Origin of the sequence: Bacillus sp. FSL M8-0166 (assembly GCF_038008825.1) — a bacterium.
GTDB lineage: Bacteria > Bacillota > Bacilli > Bacillales > Bacillaceae > Bacillus > Bacillus safensis.
The window spans coordinates 1,693,976-1,713,003 of sequence record NZ_JBBOZZ010000001.1 but is presented as its reverse complement, the minus strand read 5'-3'; the positions used below and the strand labels follow the sequence as shown (position 1 = coordinate 1,713,003).

General features: G+C 42.0%; 17 protein-coding genes. 13 read left to right on the top strand and 4 right to left on the bottom strand.

Annotated elements, in window-relative coordinates:
- Positions 1-113 precede the first annotated feature (113 nt).
- Genes NSS92_RS09100 through NSS92_RS09090 form a run of 3 tightly spaced genes read left to right on the top strand, consistent with a single transcriptional unit; the run spans position 114 to position 3,935 of the window.
- Complete coding sequence (locus NSS92_RS09100; RefSeq protein ID WP_340867383.1) at positions 114-1,631, top strand: phytoene desaturase family protein; 1,518 nt, start codon at positions 114-116, stop codon at positions 1,629-1,631.
- A complete protein-coding gene (locus tag NSS92_RS09095) occupies positions 1,628-3,103 on the top strand; it encodes a phytoene desaturase family protein (protein WP_340867381.1) in 1,476 nt (491 codons plus the stop codon). The genes NSS92_RS09100 and NSS92_RS09095 overlap by 4 nt, the downstream gene beginning before the upstream one ends.
- Positions 3,096-3,935 carry a phytoene/squalene synthase family protein gene (locus NSS92_RS09090; protein ID WP_340867380.1) on the top strand — a complete coding sequence of 280 codons (840 nt, stop codon included), beginning with the start codon at positions 3,096-3,098 and terminating at the stop codon, positions 3,933-3,935. The genes NSS92_RS09095 and NSS92_RS09090 overlap by 8 nt, the downstream gene beginning before the upstream one ends.
- Before the next feature lie 25 nt (positions 3,936-3,960).
- On the opposite strand, the gene NSS92_RS09085 is transcribed toward NSS92_RS09090, so the two are convergent.
- The gene (locus NSS92_RS09085) at positions 3,961-5,337 is read right to left on the bottom strand and encodes an MATE family efflux transporter (RefSeq protein WP_340867377.1); all 1,377 of its coding nucleotides are present in this window, start codon (positions 5,335-5,337) and stop codon (positions 3,961-3,963) included.
- 113 nt (positions 5,338-5,450) lie between these two features.
- Between NSS92_RS09085 and NSS92_RS09080 the strand changes: the two genes are divergently transcribed.
- The 4 genes from NSS92_RS09080 (at position 5,451) to NSS92_RS09065 (ending at position 7,520) form a co-directional block, all read left to right on the top strand.
- Complete coding sequence (locus NSS92_RS09080; protein WP_340867375.1) at positions 5,451-6,317, top strand: AraC family transcriptional regulator; 867 nt, start codon at positions 5,451-5,453, stop codon at positions 6,315-6,317.
- A 14-nt stretch (positions 6,318-6,331) separates the two neighbouring features.
- Complete coding sequence (locus NSS92_RS09075; protein WP_267585980.1) at positions 6,332-6,889, top strand: GNAT family N-acetyltransferase; 558 nt, start codon at positions 6,332-6,334, stop codon at positions 6,887-6,889.
- A 63-nt stretch (positions 6,890-6,952) separates the two neighbouring features.
- Complete coding sequence (locus tag NSS92_RS09070) at positions 6,953-7,228, top strand: hypothetical protein (RefSeq protein WP_267585981.1); 276 nt, start codon at positions 6,953-6,955, stop codon at positions 7,226-7,228.
- Between the two features lie 31 nt (positions 7,229-7,259).
- A complete protein-coding gene (locus tag NSS92_RS09065) occupies positions 7,260-7,520 on the top strand; it encodes a hypothetical protein (RefSeq protein ID WP_267585982.1) in 261 nt (86 codons plus the stop codon).
- Here the strand turns inward: NSS92_RS09065 and NSS92_RS09060 are convergent.
- A complete protein-coding gene (locus tag NSS92_RS09060) occupies positions 7,515-8,051 on the bottom strand; it encodes a serine O-acetyltransferase (protein ID WP_267585983.1) in 537 nt (178 codons plus the stop codon). The two genes, NSS92_RS09065 and NSS92_RS09060, sit on opposite strands and share 6 nt — an antisense overlap.
- Before the next feature lie 385 nt (positions 8,052-8,436).
- Here NSS92_RS09060 and NSS92_RS09055 point away from each other — a divergent pair, with 385 nt between their 5' ends.
- From NSS92_RS09055 to NSS92_RS09030, 6 genes are read left to right on the top strand one after another with little or no spacing between them, the layout of a single operon-like run.
- Complete coding sequence (locus NSS92_RS09055; RefSeq protein WP_340867374.1) at positions 8,437-9,783, top strand: aspartate aminotransferase family protein; 1,347 nt, start codon at positions 8,437-8,439, stop codon at positions 9,781-9,783.
- The gene (locus tag NSS92_RS09050; protein ID WP_340867373.1) at positions 9,770-11,266 is read left to right on the top strand and encodes a pyridoxal phosphate-dependent decarboxylase family protein; all 1,497 of its coding nucleotides are present in this window, start codon (positions 9,770-9,772) and stop codon (positions 11,264-11,266) included. The genes NSS92_RS09055 and NSS92_RS09050 overlap by 14 nt, the downstream gene beginning before the upstream one ends.
- Positions 11,263-13,044 carry an IucA/IucC family protein gene (locus NSS92_RS09045; protein ID WP_340867372.1) on the top strand — a complete coding sequence of 594 codons (1,782 nt, stop codon included), beginning with the start codon at positions 11,263-11,265 and terminating at the stop codon, positions 13,042-13,044. Before NSS92_RS09050 ends, NSS92_RS09045 begins: the two co-directional genes overlap by 4 nt.
- A complete protein-coding gene (locus tag NSS92_RS09040; RefSeq protein ID WP_267585987.1) occupies positions 13,041-13,595 on the top strand; it encodes a GNAT family N-acetyltransferase in 555 nt (184 codons plus the stop codon). Before NSS92_RS09045 ends, NSS92_RS09040 begins: the two co-directional genes overlap by 4 nt.
- Positions 13,570-14,919: a lysine N(6)-hydroxylase/L-ornithine N(5)-oxygenase family protein gene (locus NSS92_RS09035; RefSeq protein ID WP_267585988.1), complete on the top strand. Its 1,350-nt coding sequence runs from the start codon at positions 13,570-13,572 to the stop codon at positions 14,917-14,919. Before NSS92_RS09040 ends, NSS92_RS09035 begins: the two co-directional genes overlap by 26 nt.
- Positions 14,920-14,932: 13 nt before the next feature.
- The gene (locus tag NSS92_RS09030; RefSeq protein ID WP_340867371.1) at positions 14,933-16,747 is read left to right on the top strand and encodes an IucA/IucC family protein; all 1,815 of its coding nucleotides are present in this window, start codon (positions 14,933-14,935) and stop codon (positions 16,745-16,747) included.
- Positions 16,748-16,964: 217 nt separating this feature from the next.
- Here the strand turns inward: NSS92_RS09030 and NSS92_RS09025 are convergent, their stop codons facing one another.
- On the bottom strand, positions 16,965-17,822 hold the full coding sequence (locus NSS92_RS09025) for a GNAT family N-acetyltransferase (RefSeq protein WP_340867370.1): 858 nt from the start codon (positions 17,820-17,822) through the stop codon (positions 16,965-16,967).
- 197 nt (positions 17,823-18,019) lie between these two features.
- On the bottom strand, positions 18,020-18,955 hold the full coding sequence (locus NSS92_RS09020; protein ID WP_340867369.1) for an anti protein: 936 nt from the start codon (positions 18,953-18,955) through the stop codon (positions 18,020-18,022).
- Between the last annotated feature and the right edge of the window lie 73 nt (positions 18,956-19,028).

The following is a 19,028-nucleotide window of genomic DNA, read 5'->3' as shown; positions in this document are numbered from 1 at the left end:
AGCCGGCTTTTTTGATACATAACATGAGACTTTGTGAGCACATCAAAAGTTGATCAAACCTTTTCAATTTGTATAATTAACTTAAAGTGAATTAATTTGGAGGAAAAAGGATAATGAAAATCATTGTGATCGGAGCGGGACCAGGGGGACTTGCGGCAGCTATGATGCTTCAAAGCAAAGGACATGACGTTCATGTATACGAAAAGCAGCCCTTTGTCGGCGGACGAAACGCTAAGTTTCAACTTGGTGATTTCACGTTTGATACAGGTCCTACCTTTCTCAGCATGATTCATATTGCAGAGGAACTGTTCACCTTTGCTGGTAAAAATCTTTATGACTATATCGATGTGATTGAATTAAAAGAGATGTATAGATTAATTTTTCAAGACAATCAGCTGGATATGATCAGGGATCGCGATGAAATGTACAAACGATTAGAAGCCTTTGCCCCTGGTGAGGGCGAAGGGTATCTAAGATTTATGAATGATACAAAGCGCAAAATGGATCGTCTGACACCAATTTTACAAAGTAAAATGGATCGCTTTCATCATTACTTGCGCCCGAAGGTGATCAAAGCACTTCCACAGCTTTCGTTAAATAAAAGTTTGTATGATGTGCTGTCAGACTATTTCACGAATGAATCAGTGAAATATGCCTTTACATTTCAATCAAAGTACTTAGGAATGTCACCGTGGGAATGCCCTGGTGCGTTCTCAATCCTTTCGTTTATGGAACATGACACAGGTGTATTCCATCCGAAGGGCGGTGTCAATCAGCTGTCAGAAGCTATGGCAAAGGCGGCGGTTGAAGCAGGAGCCGCGATTCATCTGTCAGCGGGCGTCGAAAAGCTGCTTACGGAGGGCAGGAAAGTGAAAGGCATTCGTTTAGAATCTGGGGAAGAAATACAGGCAGATGAGGTTGTCGTCAATGGAGACTTTGCACATGTGATGACAAAGCTTGTCGAGCCAGGACTCTTAAAGAAATACAGCGAGAAAAAATTAAAAAAGAAAAAATTCTCATGCTCTACCTTTATGCTTTATTTAGGATTGGATACCATGTACGATGAGCCGCATCACACCATCGTTTTTTCCGATGATTATGCTCGATTCGTCAAAGGCATTACGAAAACATATGAGCTGCCAGATGATCCGTCTATTTATATTCAAAATGCAAGTGTAACCGATGAATCCCTTGCTCCAAAAGGAAAATCAGCTCTTTATGTGCTGGCTCCAGTTGCCAATAACCAAAGCGGTATTGACTGGGAAGCGCATCAAGATGAATTTAGAGAGCTTGTGCTGGATACATTGGAGCGGAAAACCGGCTTTCAGAATGTGAGACAGCATATAGAAGTTGAGCGGATGATCACACCGAAGCAATGGGAGGAAGACTTTTACGTATATGAAGGAGCTACATTTAACCTTGGCCACCAGCTGACGCAGATGATGGTCCTAAGGCCGCACAATGAATTTGATGAATTAAAGCACTGCTGGCTCGTTGGAGGAGGAACGCATCCAGGAAGCGGACTCCCAACCATTTTAGAATCAGCACGTATCACGACAAATGCCATTCTTTCAAAAGAGAAACATTCACACAAAACAATGCCGCATCAAGGAAAGGGGAGCGCCTCATGAAAAAACATATATTGATTGCAGGTGGCGGTATTGGCGGAATGATCTCAGCGCTTTATTTAAAAAAAGCGGGACATGATGTCACCCTTGTCGAAAAAAATGAACGGCTTGGCGGGAGACTTGCTTTTGTACGTGAGAAAGGATATAAAGTAGATGAAGGTCCGACCATTGTCCTACTTCCTGACATGTTAAAAGGCATTTTACATGAGGTAGGAATTGACGATTCATCTCTTGATCTGTTGCAGCTTGATCCGCTGTACACAATTCAATATCAAGATGGAACCTCTTATACGAAATACTCTGATGCACTTCGTCAGCTAGATGAAATCAGACGTGTATTTCCAAAGGAAGATCAAGGGTTCCTGAGGTTTATGGAAGAAATGACGGACCGGTTTCAAGAAGGCCAGCAAGCCTTTCTAGAAAAATCATTTCACGAAAAACGTACATTTTTTACAAAAGCTAATATGAAGATTTTAATGAAATTAAAGGCGTATCGAACGGTACAAAGCGCTCTGAAAAAATATTTCTCAGACGAACGCTTGCGAGATGCATACGCACTTCAAACCCTCTATGTTGGGGGAAACCCGTATGAAGCATCGGCTATTTATTCGCTTGTGTCATATAGTGAGCACGCACATGGAATCTACTATTTAAAAGGCGGCTATGCGAGTTTAGTAGATATATTGGAAGGGCAGCTCATCAAAATGGGTGTGCATGTAAGAAAAAATGAAGAAGTCACGCAATTGGTGTTTGAGGGGAAACGGGCAGTCAAAGCAAAAGTAAATGATGAACATGTAACCGCTGATGCATTTGTGATCAATGGAGATTATCCAGCTGCGTTAAAACAGCTTGGTTTAGACGAACAAAATCGCCGGAAATACGTGCCGTCCTCAGGCTGTGTGATGGTGTATCTCGGGTTAAACAAGATGTATCATGAAGCACCTGTTCATCAATTTTTTATGGGAGAACACTTTGATCAGCATATGAAAGAAGTTTTTCAAACGAAAACGATTCCTCAAGACCCATCGTTTTATACATTTAATCCATCGATCATTGATCCATCTCTTGCCCCAGATGGCTGCAGTGTTCTCTATATGCTGATTCCCGTTCCTTCAGGAGATCATATCAACTGGGAAGAGGAGACAGATTTTGTCGAGAACATGGTGGATGTCCTTGAGAAAAGAGGCTTTCCGAGATTGCGAAAGTCGATTGTCTGGAAAAAGGTCAGAACACCAAATGATTCCTTGCGAGAAGGATTGTTTGAAGGCGGCAGCTTTGGACTTGCGCCTAATTTGTTTCAATCAGGTGTCTTCCGCCCGCAAGTGAAGGTCAGAGAGACAGACAATCTTTATGCGGCAGGTGCCTCCATCCATCCGGGCGGCGGGGTGCCGATCGTGATGCAAAGTGCGAAGCTCATGGCTTCTGTACTACTAAAAGATTTGAATGATAGAAAGGAAGTGAAGCTAAGTGGTTGATGTACAAACAGCATTGAAAGTGTGTGAGGAAACCATTCAAACCCATTCAAAAACGTTTTACCGTGCTTTTTCCATGCTGCCTAAAAAGAAGAGACAGGCCGTCTGGGCCGTATATTCCTTTTGCCGGAGAGCAGATGACATTGTAGATGAGTCGCCTTCGCCAAAAGAGGACCTTGCATCCTTTCGGGAGAAGTTTGATCGATTTTTACAAGGTGAGGTAGACCGGAATGATCCAATATGGGTGGCGCTAGAGCATACATTTCAAGAGTTTCGGATGGATGAAGCCCCGTTCCGTGATCTGCTCCAAGGACAGGAGATGGATTTAGAGCAGCAGCGATACGAAACGTTAGATGAACTGCTCATCTATTCCTATCATGTTGCTAGTACCGTTGGACTCATGCTGCTTCCTATTATTGCACCGCGTAAAAAAGAGCAGCTAAAAGAAGCAGCCATTTCGTTAGGGATCGCTATGCAGCTAACCAACATCCTTCGGGATATCGGCGAGGATCAGGCTGAAAGAGACCGCATTTATTTGCCAAAGCAAGTGATGGGCCAATTCGGGTACACAGAGCAAGAATTGCAGGAAGGGATTGTAAATCAAGCTTTTCAGCACGTCTGGGAGTACATTGCTTTTGAGGCAGAGGCATACTACGAGGAGTTTTTTGACCATCTTCATGAATTCCCGCTGTATTCACGTATACCGGTGAAAGCAGCAGCCTACTTTTATAAAGCCATTTTAGATAAAACAAGAGAAAACGAATACCGCGTCTTTACAGAGCGAGTATTTATTTCAAAACAGGAAAAAGCACTTATTTTAGAAGATATTACGTAAAAAAGGACTGCACCCGCAGTCCTTTTTATGTGGAAGAAAAACGATACTCCGTCCATACTCTGGAACGCCAGCGCCTATACATGAAGATGCCTCTTACCCATTCATCCACGATAAAAGAAATCCAAACCCCGATGAGCCCCATTTCAAACTGAATGCCTAACAAATAAGCGATCGGAAGCCCAATTCCCCACATTGATATCATCGCCATATACACTGGAAACTTCGCGTCACCAGCAGCCCGCAATGAATTAATAATGACCATATTAAAAGAGCGTCCCGGCTCTAAAATGATCGTCAATAGGAGAAGTGTGGCAGCGATTTGAATGATTTCTCGATTGCTGGTGAAAAACGTAAGCAAATGCGTCGATGATAAAGATAAAGCAGTGGAAGAAAGAAGAGAGATTGCAATGGCCCAGTATAAGCTTTTCATACATCTGCGGTAGGCCGCATCGAATTCTTTCGCCCCAATATGGCGCCCAATTAAAATCTGCGTCCCTTGGCTAATCGCTGCACCAAACAACATAATGAACATCATCAAATTTTGAGTGTAGACCTTTGCTGCTAATGCCTGCGTCCCCATAAATGTAATAAACAGTGTAATGATCATTTGAGAGCCGTTATAAGAAAGCTGTTCCCCAGCGGAAGGAATTCCAATTTTCAGCAGCTTTTTTAAATGCGTCCGCTGAATGTGAAACATGCTCTTCAGCGAAAAGCGCAATCCAATTCGGCGGCGGACAATGAGGATCATCGCCATCAATCCGATCAATCGAGCCAGCGAGGTTGAAAAGGCAACACCCATGACACCTAATACCGGAAAACCAAACGGACCAAAAATGACCAAATAATTGCCGGCAACGTTTAGCAAATTCATTCCGATGGTGACATACATCGTGTCTCTTGTATATCCGTAGCTTTTTAAAATTGCACTATACGTCATAATGAGCGCTTGAATAAAAGAAAGCAGCCCGACAATTTGTAAAAAGACCGCCGCATCCGGCATGAGTTCACTTGATAAGCCCATCATGTGCAGGATTGGAACAGCTAACACAAACATGAGGAGACTAATGATAAAGCTGATCAAGAAGTTGGTTCCTAGAGAGACATAGGCAACTTGAGTCGCTTCCTGCTTGCGGTCAGCTCCTAAAAGCTGGGCAATCACAATGGTCGTTCCTGTTGTAATGAAGCTGAACATGACAATTAATAAATTCAGGAGCTGGTTGCTTACACCTACTGCGGCCACACTGTTATCAGAGTATTGGCTAAGCATGAGTGTATCAGCGCTCCCCATAAGCATATATAAAGAGATTTCGATAAATATAGGCCAAGTTAATGCAAATAATGAAGGGTGTGTTTTCTCATCTTTGGCTTGAACCTTTTCATATGACAGGGTTTGAGGTTTCATCACATAGCCTCCTTTCGTATAAATCCGATTTATAGTGTACCTTGCATCGACTATAATAAGAAGAGATGAAACCGAAACTTATTGGAGAAATCCGACTTCATAAGGGGATGAATATGGATCAATTTATTACATTTACTGTACCGTCGTTTCCTATTTATATTGCTTCAGGTAAAGGTGTATTTCATCAAGGAGAAAGACATATCTCAAGAACCTTCACTGTATTTGATCTTCTCTATGTCACAAAAGGTGAACTATGGATGACAGAGGACGAGGATGCTTATCACATAAAAGAAGGTGAATATATGATTCTCTCACCGGGCCTGTCTCATGGTGGACATTTGCCATGTGAAGAGGAAACCCACTATGAGTGGCTGCATTTCTCAATTGATCGATTTGAGCTGACGAATCGGCCGAGAGAACACTGGATTGATATGAAACAAAACCAAGCCACCTTCGAAAAGCCGGCAACATATGAATTTAGCCTGCCCCGTTTAGGAAAAGTGAAAGGACGAAGTGTGTTAGAAAAACACCTTTCAGCGATGAGAGCACTAAATCATGATGCATCTGAACTTCCTCTGAAAAAACAGCTTCTATTTGAGGAACTGCTCATTCACCTGCAAAAAGAAGCATTCCATATTCCAAGTGCAAAGGAGACCGTTGCATCAGAAGTGGTTCACTATCTTGAGCATCACTTTATGGAGAAATTACACATGGAGCAGCTTGCAGAAAAGCTGCACTATCATCCTGACTACATGACAAGATGTATGCAGACGGTATATGGATTGACGCCAAACCAGTACAGCCATCGTCTCAAGATTGAAAAGGCCAAAAGCATGCTCGTCTCAACGAATGAAAAAATCGCAGCCATTGCAGAGCATGTAGGCATTGACGACCCCACTTATTTTTCTAAGCTGTTTCGGCAGAACGAAGGCATGACGCCGATCGAGTACCGTCATTTAGCAAAAAGGACGACAAAGTAAAGGAACGTGAACAGATGAAAAGAGAAAAGGAAGAGCTTGTGAACATACGTCCATTAACCGAAACGGACTTAGAGACGGTGTGGCATTTAAAATTTAAAGCACCAGACCAGTCCTATCGAAAATGGAATGCCCCTTATTTTTATGAACATGAAATCCCGCTTGCTGCATTTAAGAAACGATACTTACAGGATGAATCCATTCCCAAAAAGCTATATGGCATTGAAATAGGCGGTGATATTAAAGGCACCGTCTCATATTATTGGGAGAATGAACGTACACGGTGGCTTGAATGCGGCATTATCATTTATGACTCACGCTTTTGGAGCGGGGGCATTGGGACAAAGGCGTTAAATCTATGGATTGATGTATTATTTACGCATATTGATATCCCTCGAATTGGTCTAACTACTTGGTCAGGGAATGAACGGATGATGCGGTGCGCAGAGAAATGCGGATTTGTCCTTGAGGGGAGACTGAGAAAGGTCCGTTATTATCAAGGAGAGTATTATGATTCGATACGCTACGGAATGCTGAGAGACGAATGGCGAAGCCTTCCGCGCAATATCCTCTGAATCATTATTTTTTCAGGACAAAAGTATCATATAATGGAATAAACTGAAGAAGAAGGGTGGCAGATGAATGTGGGCTGGATAACTGGATGGTTTGTTTCTATTTTAGTCGCAATCTATCTATTTATAGATGCACCAAAACATGGGAAAAATAAATGGTTATGGTCTATTTTAGGTCTTTTATTCGGGCTCTTTGCATTTGGGATATACCTCATCAAAACAGGAAGAAAAGGATTGGGCTGGACAGTTCTGATCGTGTCCATCATCATCTATTCTATTGTTATACTAGTCTTTGTCTTTTACTTCCTGTTGCTGATCATCGGATACTCAAACGCATCATAGAGAGCGCGTATACATAAGGGGGAGTTTAATCTTGAGAATAACGGGTCTATTCGTTTCACTCGCTGTGGCCATCTATTTATGGATGGATGCGCCAAAGCACAACAAAGACAAATGGCTGTGGGCCATTTTAGGCGTGCTATTTAGTACCATCGTACTCGGTATTTATTTGATCAAGACAGAGAGGAAGGGGCTGGGCTGGACGATCTTGATTTTAACCATCTTGTTTTATCTCATGCTGCTCATCTCTGTTTTGATCGGTGTTATTCTTTTTTATCAGGTAAGTCCTTCATGAAGAAGGGCTTTTTTCTTTTACCTTTTGAGCCGGCACACCTGCGATGACGATCTGCTCTTCATGAAAGGAACGATTCACTACGGCATTTGCTCCAATTGAAATATGATTCGCAATATAAATGTCCCCAAACAGCTTAGCGCCGGGGCCAATCCATACGTGATCTCCAATGGTTGGTACATCCTTTTCGGAATGGTTTTGGCCAATGTTCACCCCTTGATGAATATCACAAAATGCCCCGATTTTTGCGTGCCTGTTCACAATTAAGAGCCCGGTATGATTGATTCTAAGGCCGGGGCCAAAGACGCCAATCGGAATATCAAAGCCAAGCTGCATGCCTTTCTTTTTATGTAAATAACGATAAAACCATTTGCGGAGTAGAGCGCTGCTATTAGAATAGTATTCATATTTTCGTAAATACCTTTGATATTTCCATATATCATCCCCAAACCACTTTGGCCTTCTGCGCGTGATCGCTAATGCTTTCTTATCCTGAGTTAAGTAGTGGTGAAGATCGTGCTTTGTTAAAATCATCAAATTCCCCTCCATTCCCTTATGTTTCAGAGAAATTATACCATCAGAACCATTTATATCAAGAAAAAATGGTGTGATTTCTTCAATTTTCTACCTTCATTTCATCCAAATTTCTGCATAAAATGAGTGCTTAGAGTTGAATAGAACAAAAGAACCAGGAAAAATGATTTGTAATTTTTTTCAATATTCATCCGTCTCATGCGTTCCATCTCCTTATGGCAGTAGAGTTTTGTAAAAATTACTCGAAAATACTCTTTAAAAAGAGAATATTGTATTCATATGCTTTTCGAATCATCTTTTTGAATACAATTGACTTTCATATCTAAAATCCTCTAGGCTAGTAAATGAAAATGATAATCTTTATCAATTGGAGGAGTGTTTTATTATGTCCATCAAAACCGTTTCTAAAAATCAGCAATTTTTAGAGCAGCAAAGTCAAAGAGAATCCAATGCAAGGTCTTACCCGAGACGGTTTCCATTAGCTATGCAAAAAGCCGAGGGTATGATCGTGACAGATGCGGATGGCAGAGAGTTTTATGACTGTCTGGCAGGCGCAGGAACACTTGCACTTGGTCACAATCATCCGGTTGTTATAGAAGCTATTGAACGTATGCTTCATGAAAAAAGACCATTGCATACGTTGGACATAACCTCAGAAATTAAAGAAGAATTTGTGAATGAAATTTTTTCTCACCTGCCAGAAGAGTTTGCAAAGAGAGCCAAAATTCAATTTTGTGGACCAACTGGCGGTGATGCCATAGAAGCAGCGATTAAATTAGTCAAGACAGCGACAGGAAATCGTTCCATTCTTTCTTTCCACGGTGCTTATCACGGTGCGACACATGGCACGATGTCATTAAGCGGGAATTTGTCTCCAAAGGAAAGAGTGCAAGGGTTAATTCCAGATGTGCATTTCATGCCTTATCCATATGAATACCGCTGCCCATTTGGAATTGGCGGGAAAGATTCACACCGCATTTCCAGCTCTTATATTGAGCGTGTATTAAATGATCCTGAAAGTGGTATTCTTCCGCCAGCAGGTATGATCTTTGAAGCAGTGCAAGGTGAGGGAGGCTCAATTCCAGCATCTATTGAATGGATGAAAGAAATGAGAAGAATCACAAATGAAAAAGGCATTCCACTCATTATCGATGAGGTTCAATCAGGCATTGGCCGAACAGGTAAGATGTTTGCCTTTGAACATGCGGGAATTGTGCCAGACGTCATTGTATTATCTAAAGCCATTGGTGGAAGCCTGCCGCTTTCAGTTGTGATTTATGATAAAGATTTGGATCAATGGAATCCAGGTGCACACATTGGCACATTTAGAGGGAATCAAATGGCGATGGCTGCAGGAACCGCAACGCTTAAATTTATAAAAGAAACCAATCTGCTTGATCATGTAGACCAATTAGGGGATCGCATGCAGGCTTATCTAAAAGACATTCAAAAAAATGTACCTGCTATCGGTGATGTTCGTGGCAGAGGATTAATGATTGGTGCTGAAATAGTTAATCCAAATGAGAAACAGGATGTGGATGGAAGTTATCCAGCAAATCCTGAGCTAGCCAGTCTCATTCAAAAGAATTGCTTCGATAAAGGCTTAATTGTAGAGACAGGAGGCCGTTTCGGAAGCGTCATTCGATTCTTACCGCCATTGATCATGACTGAAGAGCAGCTTGAACAAGTCATCGCTATTTTTAAAGAGGCCGTTTACGATGCAATCAACTAAGGCTTCTGTTGATTCATTATTTATCAATCAAAGCCAGCTTGGAAGAGAGTCCTTCCAAGCGGCTCTTCATACATCTATCGACAGCCTACTGGATCAGTGGCAAAAAGACCAAGGTCCATACAGCGGAATATTGCCTGGGAAATTAGCGGCTAGTGTCGAATCATTATTTCAGTTTCAACCGTCTGGCGAATCAATGGAATCTGTTTTTCAAGATATAAAGCAGCACCTTTTGCCGCATCTCGTTGATGTATCGCATCCTAAATGTTTGGCACATTTGCATTGTCCGCCGCTTATACCTGCTCTTGCCGCAGAGGTGATAGTAAGTTCATTTAATCAATCAATGGATTCCTTCGATCAAAGCGGTATTGCATCTTTGGTTGAGGAGGAAATTTTAAAGTGGCTATGTGCGAAGTTTTCTTATGGAAATCTAGCAGATGGGACATTTACGAGCGGTGGAACCCAATCTAACTACATGGGGCTGCTTCTTGCAAGAGATGCATTTTGTGAAAACACTTGGCAATGGAATGTTCAGCAGAAAGGCTTGCCGAGTGAGGCCCACCGTATGAGAATTCTTTGTTCTAAGAATGCTCATTTCACTGTGAAGAAATCTGCATCCCAGCTAGGCTTAGGGGAGCAGGCAGTCGTTCTGGTAGAAACGGATGAGCATCACCGTATGGATCTCAATGATTTGAAGAAGAAACTTGTTGAATTAAAGGAGCAGGATCTCCTGCCTTTTGCGGTAGTGGCGACTTGCGGGACAACTGATTTTGGCAGTATTGACCCGGTTCGAGATGTGTATGACATCGTCAAGCCATTCGGTCTGTGGATTCACGCAGATGCTGCCTACGGCGGAGCACTTGTATTAAGCGAAACCTACGGGCGTAAATTAGACGGTATTGAGCTTGCTGATTCCATCACGATCGACTTTCACAAACAATTTTATCAGCCGATCTCCTGCGGGGCATTTTTGCTGAAGGATAAAAGGCATTTTGGTTTGATTAATTATCATGCAGATTATCTCAATCCAAAGGAAGATGAACTGGATGGAATTCTACACCTCGTCAATAAATCTGTCCAAACGACGCGCCGATTCGACGCACTGAAATTGCTTCTTTCTCTTCGTCTGATTGGGGAGGAAGGGTTTGGTGACATAATTGACCATACCATTGATTTTGCGAAGGATGTGGCTGCGCTTATTGAGAGAAATGATCACCTTGAAATGATCAATCCTGAGCCGGAAATCAATGCAGTTGTGTTTCGATTTAAGGATGATCACCGAGCGGATGACATCAATAAAATCATACATCGAACGCTGTTCAAATCAGGAACTGCTGTCATTGCGAAAACAGTGGTGGATGGTCAAACATGCTTAAAATTCACTTTGTTAAATCCGAGAACGACAATCACACATATAGAGGAAATCCTTTCTGACATCGTTGATATCGGGATCGCTCATATTCAATCCGGGAGGGTACTACGTTGAGTCAATATAAACAAATGGCTGAAAATGCAACTATGCAAAGCTTTTTAAACTGTTTTTTACGTGAAACAGGAATCGATCGATCTGCAAAAAAAGAGACGAAAGCAGATGGTTCGCTTGTATTCGTGGCAAAACTAGCAAAGCAAGACCTTGAGCTTGTGATTCCGATCCGATATTTTTCATCTGTAGGCCGCCATCTCTTTGATTTTCCGATTCGCTTTCGTCCGAGTGGCAGTGAGCAAGAGGGAACGATCGTCGATTACACGACACTTGTTGCTTTATGTTCAAAGGAGCTTCTCATTGAATATGGCCGCACAGATGCAGAGGATGAATTCATGCTTCGCATCATTTTAAGCTGCCGAAATATTGAACGATTTTTAAAGGAGAGAGAAAGTGATCAAGCTGCTTTATCTCAAGCTGATTTTGAGTACATCGAAGCTGAGCAGTCACTTCTCCTTGGACATTTAACACATCCTACACCAAAAAGCAGACAAGGGATGACAGAAGAGGAGGAAGCCATCTATTCTCCTGAGCTGAAAGGAGCTTTCCAGCTTCATTACTTTAAAGCGCACCATTCAATTGTGCTCCAGGACTCGTCTATATCACAACCTGCGGCAAGCCTCATGTTAGAAGAGCTTTCGCGTCAGGTACCAGAAGAAACAGAGAGACTGAATATGTTAACAGAAAACGGAGAATATGTGCTCATTCCGATTCATCCGCTGCAAGTCAAAGTGGTCATGGAGAAGGCATTTGTGAAGCGATATATAGAGGAAGGGAAGCTGACTTATTTAGGGCCGCTGGGATCTGAATACACAGCGACCTCATCCTTTAGAACTGTCTATCAAAAGGATTCTGCTTACATGCTCAAATTCTCTGTTCCTGTGAAAATTACGAACTCTTTACGTATCAATAAACAAAAGGAACTGGATCGCGGAGTTGAGATGTCCCGCATCTTAAAAACAGAATTAGGCGTTTCTTTATATGAAAAATTCTCTGGATTCCGGGTCATTGAAGATCCTGCATATCTCTCTATTCGAGGAGAGGAAGCGGAATCTGGCTTTGAAGTGGTCATTCGTCAAAATCCATTTTTGCATCGTGAAAAAGGCGCAAGCTTAATTGCTGGGCTATGTCAGGATCATGCGTACGGAGGAAAATCGAGATTAGCAGGAATTATTCATGAACTTGCAGACACAGAAGGCCGGTCAACAGAAGCGGTCAGCCAAGATTGGTTTAAACAATATTTAACCATTTCGTTAAAGCCGATGCTCTGGCTGTTTGAAACGTATGGTCTTGCGCTCGAGGCCCATCAGCAAAATGCTGTTGTGCAAATGAAGGATGGTTATCCAGAGACCTTCTATTACCGTGACAACCAAGGCTACTATTATAGTGAATCGAAAAAGGATAAGCTCGCAAATCTAGTTCAAAACTTGAGCGTAAGAAGTGAAACCATCTGTGCGGATGATGTAGCCGTTGAGAGACTCCGTTATTATTTCTTCTTTAATCATTTATTTGGTCTCATTAATGGCTTTGGCACGGAAGGACTAGCAAAGGAAGAAGACTTGCTGGCACTCGTGAGAGATACATTGCTCGCTCATGAGGAGACGTACGGAGCATCTGATCTGACTAACAGCCTTCTTCGTTCAAAAGAACTTCCTTCAAAAGCGAATTTGCTGACACGATTTGAAGATATGGATGAGTTGACAGGATCTCTGGAAACACAGTCTCGTTATACGGCTGTCTTGAATCCGCTCTTTTTACATAAGGAGGCGCTGATTGGATGAGGCATCGTATTAGGTTTATTCGTGCTGAATATGAAAGAGACGTCCAGCTTGTCCATAAGTGGATGCAAGAAGAGTACGTTCACCCATTTTGGCATTTGAATATTCCATTTCCTGCTTTTGAAAAGCATTTTTATCAGGCCATACATGATCCGCATCAAACCCTTTATTTAGGCACGATTGATGGGACGCCAATGAGTTATTTTGAGGCTTACAACGTCAAAGGGGATGTCATTGAATCCTACTATGAGCCTTCTCCGCATGATCAAGGCGTCCACCTGTTAATAGGGGAGCCGGATTATGTGGGAAAAGGATTTGCTGCGCCGCTCCTTCAGGCAATGACAGCATTTCAATTTGAGCAGAACAAACGAACAGAAAAAATCGTCGCTGAGCCGGATATTCGCAATGAAAAAATGATTCATGTATTTGAGAAATGCGGCTTCGAACGTGTAAAACCAGTCACTTTACCCGATAAAACAGGTCTTTTGATGTTTTGTGATCGAGAACGATTCGAAAGGAAGTATAACCATGACGCGGTTCAACAAGCAAAATAATATAGTTGATGTAATTGGGATCGGCATTGGCCCGTTTAACCTCGGACTTGCCGCATTATCTGAAGAGGTAAATGAAATCGACGCTTTGTTTTTTGAAAGAAGTGAAGCCTTTCATTGGCACCCAGGGATGCTCATTGAAGGAACGACACTGCAAGTCCCATTTTTAGCGGACCTTGTCAGCATGGCAGATGTGAAAAGCAAATATAGCTTTCTCAACTATTTGCAGGAACAAAACCGTTTGTATTCATTTTACTTTCTGGAGGACTTCCATATCCCGCGTAAGGAATACAGTCATTATTGCCGCTGGGTCGCTGATCAGTTAGACTCTTGCCGATTTGGCATGAATGTAGAATCTGTGTCACTGATCGAAAAGGCAGGGGAAAAGCGCTATGAAGTGCATGTCCGTCATGTAAAGGACCAAACTGTAGAGGTGTTTGAAAGCAAGCATCTCGTTTTAGGAATTGGCACGCAGCCGGCGATACCCGCATCGCTCCAGCCAGCTTTAGGAGAGAAGGTTTTTCACTCCGCTGACTATTTAAAACGAAAGAAAGAAGGCTGTTTCAAAGGGAAATCTGTGACAGTTATCGGCTCTGGTCAAAGTGCGGCAGAAGTGTTTTATGACATTTTATCAGATGATGAGGCGAAGGATATTCACTGGTTCACACGGTCAAAAGGATTTTTCCCAATGGAATATTCAAACCTTGGACTTGAGTATTTCTCCCCTGACTATATTGATTTTTTTTATGAGCTTCCGCAAACAAAAAAGGATGCGTTATTAAAACAGCAAGATTTGCTGTATAAAGGCATCAGTTCGGCGATGATTCGTGATATTTATCATTTGCTTTATGAACGTTCTGCCTGCGGAAAGCAGCTGAACACAGTGCTTCAAGCTATGACGGAGGTCAACTTGATTGAGGAAACAACAGGCGGATTATCACTTTCATGCACGCAATGGGTCAAGGAAGAATCTTTTACACATGAGACAGATATTGTCGTATTGGCGACTGGCTATCAATCAGTTCTGCCGCCATTTATCAACCCCATTTCTCATCACATTCAATGGGATGATCAAGGACGTTTCCAAGTTGAACGTGAATATCGTTTGAAAACAAATACGATAGGTGAAAATGATATTTTTGTACAAAATGCAGAGCTTCATACACATGGGGTCGGCGCTCCAGATTTGGGGCTTGGGGCTTATCGAAACAGTGTGATCATCAATGAACTTGCTCGTCAAACCGTGTATCCACTTTATCAAAAGCACGTCTTCCAGACATTTGGTACACACAAGAACGCACACACATTTGAAGAAATTAAAGGTTAAGGAGGATGAAGCGATGAGTGTACAAGATGAATTGAAAAAAGCGGTGAATCCTGCTGCTTGGAAAAAGGCAAACCAGCGAATGGTGGCAAAAATGCTGTCTGAATACATGTATGAGGATATGCTTCATCCTGTAGAACTGGATTGTAAGGATGGCATCGCCCAGTATGAATTAATCATTCACGAACATAAGAAATATCGTTATCTGGCAAAACCTCGATTGTTTGATAGTTTTGATACAATCGCTGAATCAATTGAGTGTTATCAAGATGGAAAATGGTCAAAGGATGTCAGTGCCATTGTGTTTTTACTAGACATTCAGCCGATCATTCCAATGTCCTCTGACACAACAGGCCATCTTATAAAAGAGCTTCACCATACCCTGTTAGCCGATGTCCATTTGCTATCGAAAAAAGCACTTAGTGCGGATGAGCTAACAGATACTGATTATGCATGGATTGAAGGAGAAATGACAGGCCATCCTTGGATTGTGTATAACAAAGGACGTATAGGATTCAGTTACGATGATTACTTAGCCTATGCACCTGAACGGCAAGAAAGCGTGCAGCTTTCTTGGATTGCTGTACACAGGGAGCTTGCAACATTCCATGCAGTCGATCATGAAAACTATGAGCAGGTGATCGCTAAAGAATTAGATGAAGTCACGATTCGTCAATTTCAACGTGTGTTAAAGGATGAAGGACTGAATGCGGCTGACTATTATATGATGCCTGTCCATCAGTGGCAGTGGACGCATATGATTATTCAGCATTTCCCGGAAGATTTGGCCTTGCGCCGGATTGTGTATTTGGGAGAGGGGCTGGATCAATATATCCCGCAGCAGTCGATCAGAACCTTTACAAATATCTCAAATAAAGGCAAGCATCATATTAAACTGCCAATGAGTATTTTAAATACACTCGTGTACCGTGGACTCCCATCAGAACGTACGGTCATTGCCCCGCGCATTACAGCGCATATTAAAGGGATTGCTGATCAAGACTCATTTTTATCTGATGTGTGCCGCGTTATTTTACCAGGTGAGAATGCAAGTATCAATGTCGATCATCCATACTACAGCAAACTGCCTGGTGCGCCGTATCAATATCTTGAGATGCTCGGTGTCATTTTTAGAGAAAGCATTTATACGTACTTAGATGAAGGGGAGAGCCCTGTTACACTTGCGGCACTCACTTATGAGGATCATGAAGGAGAGCCGTATATCAAGCAGCTGATTGAAAAATCAGGTCTCTCAGCAAAAGAATGGATGGCGAAGTTTTTCCATGTCGTGATGCCGCCGCTTTTGCACTTTATGTATCAATACGGCACAGTCTTTTCACCGCATGGGCAAAATACGATTCTTGTGTTAAAAAATCATCAGCCGCATCGTTTGGCGATCAAAGATTTCGTTGATGATGTGAATATAAGTGACCAGCCGCTGCCTGAATTAGCTTCACTAGAAGAAGATTTAAAAGAAGTGTTGCGCAGTGAGCCGCCAGAAGGTTTAGTACAATTTATCTTTACAGGATTATTTATTTGCAATCTGCGTTATGTATCCAACGTATTAGACAATCACGATCTGTTAGATGAAACGACTCTTTGGCGTTTGCTTGCTGAAGAAATTCAGCAGTATCAAAATCAATTTCCACAGCTAAAAGACCGCTTTGAATTATTTGATCTATTCCAGCCGAAGCTGACAAAACTTTGTTTAAATCGTAATCGAATGATTGATTATGGCTATGGAGATGGAGATGACCGCCCGCATGCATCAGAGCATGGGAAGGTCACAAATGCACTCGCTCATGTTCTTTCGTCAGTTGGAGAGAAGTAAAATAAAAGCTGTAGACAAACCCTCGCATTCGTTGTCAGGTCTGCGCGCCGGTACTCACGAATGTCAAATTCGCTCCGTTCCGGTGCTCACCCTTCCTAGACTGCAAAGGTTTTCTATCACGCTGAAAAGAAGACAAAGAGCTAAAATAAAGATCATTTTAGCTCTTTGTCAACAATCTAAAGCTGTAGACATCAAGTGTCTACAGCTTGTTTGTTTTTTAAGAAAATGCTTGTGAGGCAAGCAAATAGAAAAGGGCGGGGTCATTCAGTTTTTCTTTCCCGCGAATCATCATAAAATGGGCTACGTTTGTTTTCGTAAATCCTGCTTCAACAAGTGTTTCATGCAAGCGCTCAGCTGTTTCTTCCTGCATATCTAAACGAATTGCCCCTGAATAAGACGAGATGAGTGATTGGATGAGCGAGAGAGCGGTTTGTTCATCGTTTGCTGTAAGCGGTCCAATCATTAGATTAGCAGGGGTTTCGATGCCAAACGCAAAGCCGGTTGTTTCATGATGTTCATTCTTTGCAATCATTCGGAATGCTGCCCGGTGCATCCGATTTTTTAAAAAGCTTGATCGATTGGCTCCTGCTCCTTTTGCGTCAAGTGTTTCAATAGACGGGAGATGAGTTTCATCAGCGGCAGACAAATGAATCTTATTTGACACCTGAAGCGCAGAAGGATTTGTTTTCTGTGCTTTGTATGTATGAATGTAGCCGGCCGTTTGAAATCCGATTTTTTCGTAAACGGGCTGTCCTTGTAAAGTAGCGGTTAAAACGACAGGAACACTTTGATCGCTTCGATGAAGCAGGGTGTCAATCATTTTCCGTGCAAGGCCTAAGCCGCGATGCGTCTCAGATACAATGACAGCACCAATTGATGCTGCTTTATCATATTGGAAAAGTCCCGCACATGAGATGACTTGTCCATCCGTTGTTGAAAAACCTGTAAAATATCCATTTGTTAAAAGAGATGTAAGCTCTTCCGCATTGTAATCAGGCCAGTCGACCTCTTTTGACAATGCGATAAGATCGGGTATGTCATCAAGTGTTAATGTTCGTTGTACAACGTTTTCCAATTCACGCAACTCCTTCTTAGCTGAATTCATCTATATGTATCGTATCATAAGAAGGCAAAAGAAAAAGGAAAAGGGAGATCCATTTCCTCTCAGCGTGTAGACAAGCCCTCGCATTCGTTGTCAGGGCTGCAAAGGTTTTCTATCACACTGAAAAAAAGAAAGGTCTAAAATAAAGATCATTTTAGCCCTTTGTCCTTTTAATAATTCAAGTCCCGGTTGTATTCATATTCAAAGGTGAGCTGTAAGTTTTTAATCGACACTACGCCTACTTTGATTAATCGCCCGCCAATAAACTGAGGGACCTCTATCGCGTTGAAAGAAACAAAAAAGCGGTCGTTTGCTGGAACCTGGCTTGTTTTATAGGAAGAGATATCGACCTTTTGACCGTTCCAAGGTACATTCACTGCCCCGCCTTTTAGGGAAGAAACGGTGAAGACATAATTGTGCGCGTTAGTACTGCCTTTATCAGCCTCTAATGAAAGGCCAGTCACGACAGCATCTTGTGGCAGGCTGCTTAAATCAAAATTAGAATTTGGAGAACCGGCTTCATTGAAGCTGTTGAGTGTGGCTGGCGATCCATATCGTTTGAGTGTTGCTTTTTCAATGCTTTTGTCAAAGACAATGCGGTACGTTTTATCTTCTTCATTTACTAATTGTTTAGGCTTAACCGCTAAATAATAGTCCGTACTGGTAGCAATTTTCGGCATATGAATGATCTCATTTTGGTTGTAAGTCCGCACAGAAGAAGACACAAGTGCGCCGTTCTTATTGTAAAGATAGAGATCGAAATCATTTCCTGACTTTACGTTCACAAGTTTAATAGAAAAACGGCCATCTGCACCATCGAATTTGGAGCTGGTGAAATGGTAAAAGTCGACATCATTTGTAGAAGAAATACTTCCCTCATGATATAAATAAGATTTATTCAAATAAAGGGAAGGCTGTAGGAACTGAGCTTTTTCCATCGTATCATTGTTGGCATAATCACTGTCTGGATACAGGTGCTCCAATTCTTCTGTATAATTTTTTGTTTGTTTCGTAGATGCTTCACTTGCTTGTGCAGGTGATTGGAAGAGAGGGGCAGTGATGAAGAGGCCGGCAAGCAGTAAAATCCCCATTTTCTTTTTAAACATAACAAACATCTCCTTTTCAGTCATTTTCTTTCATTTATATTATCGGATCATTATTGTAAAAATTGATATTTAT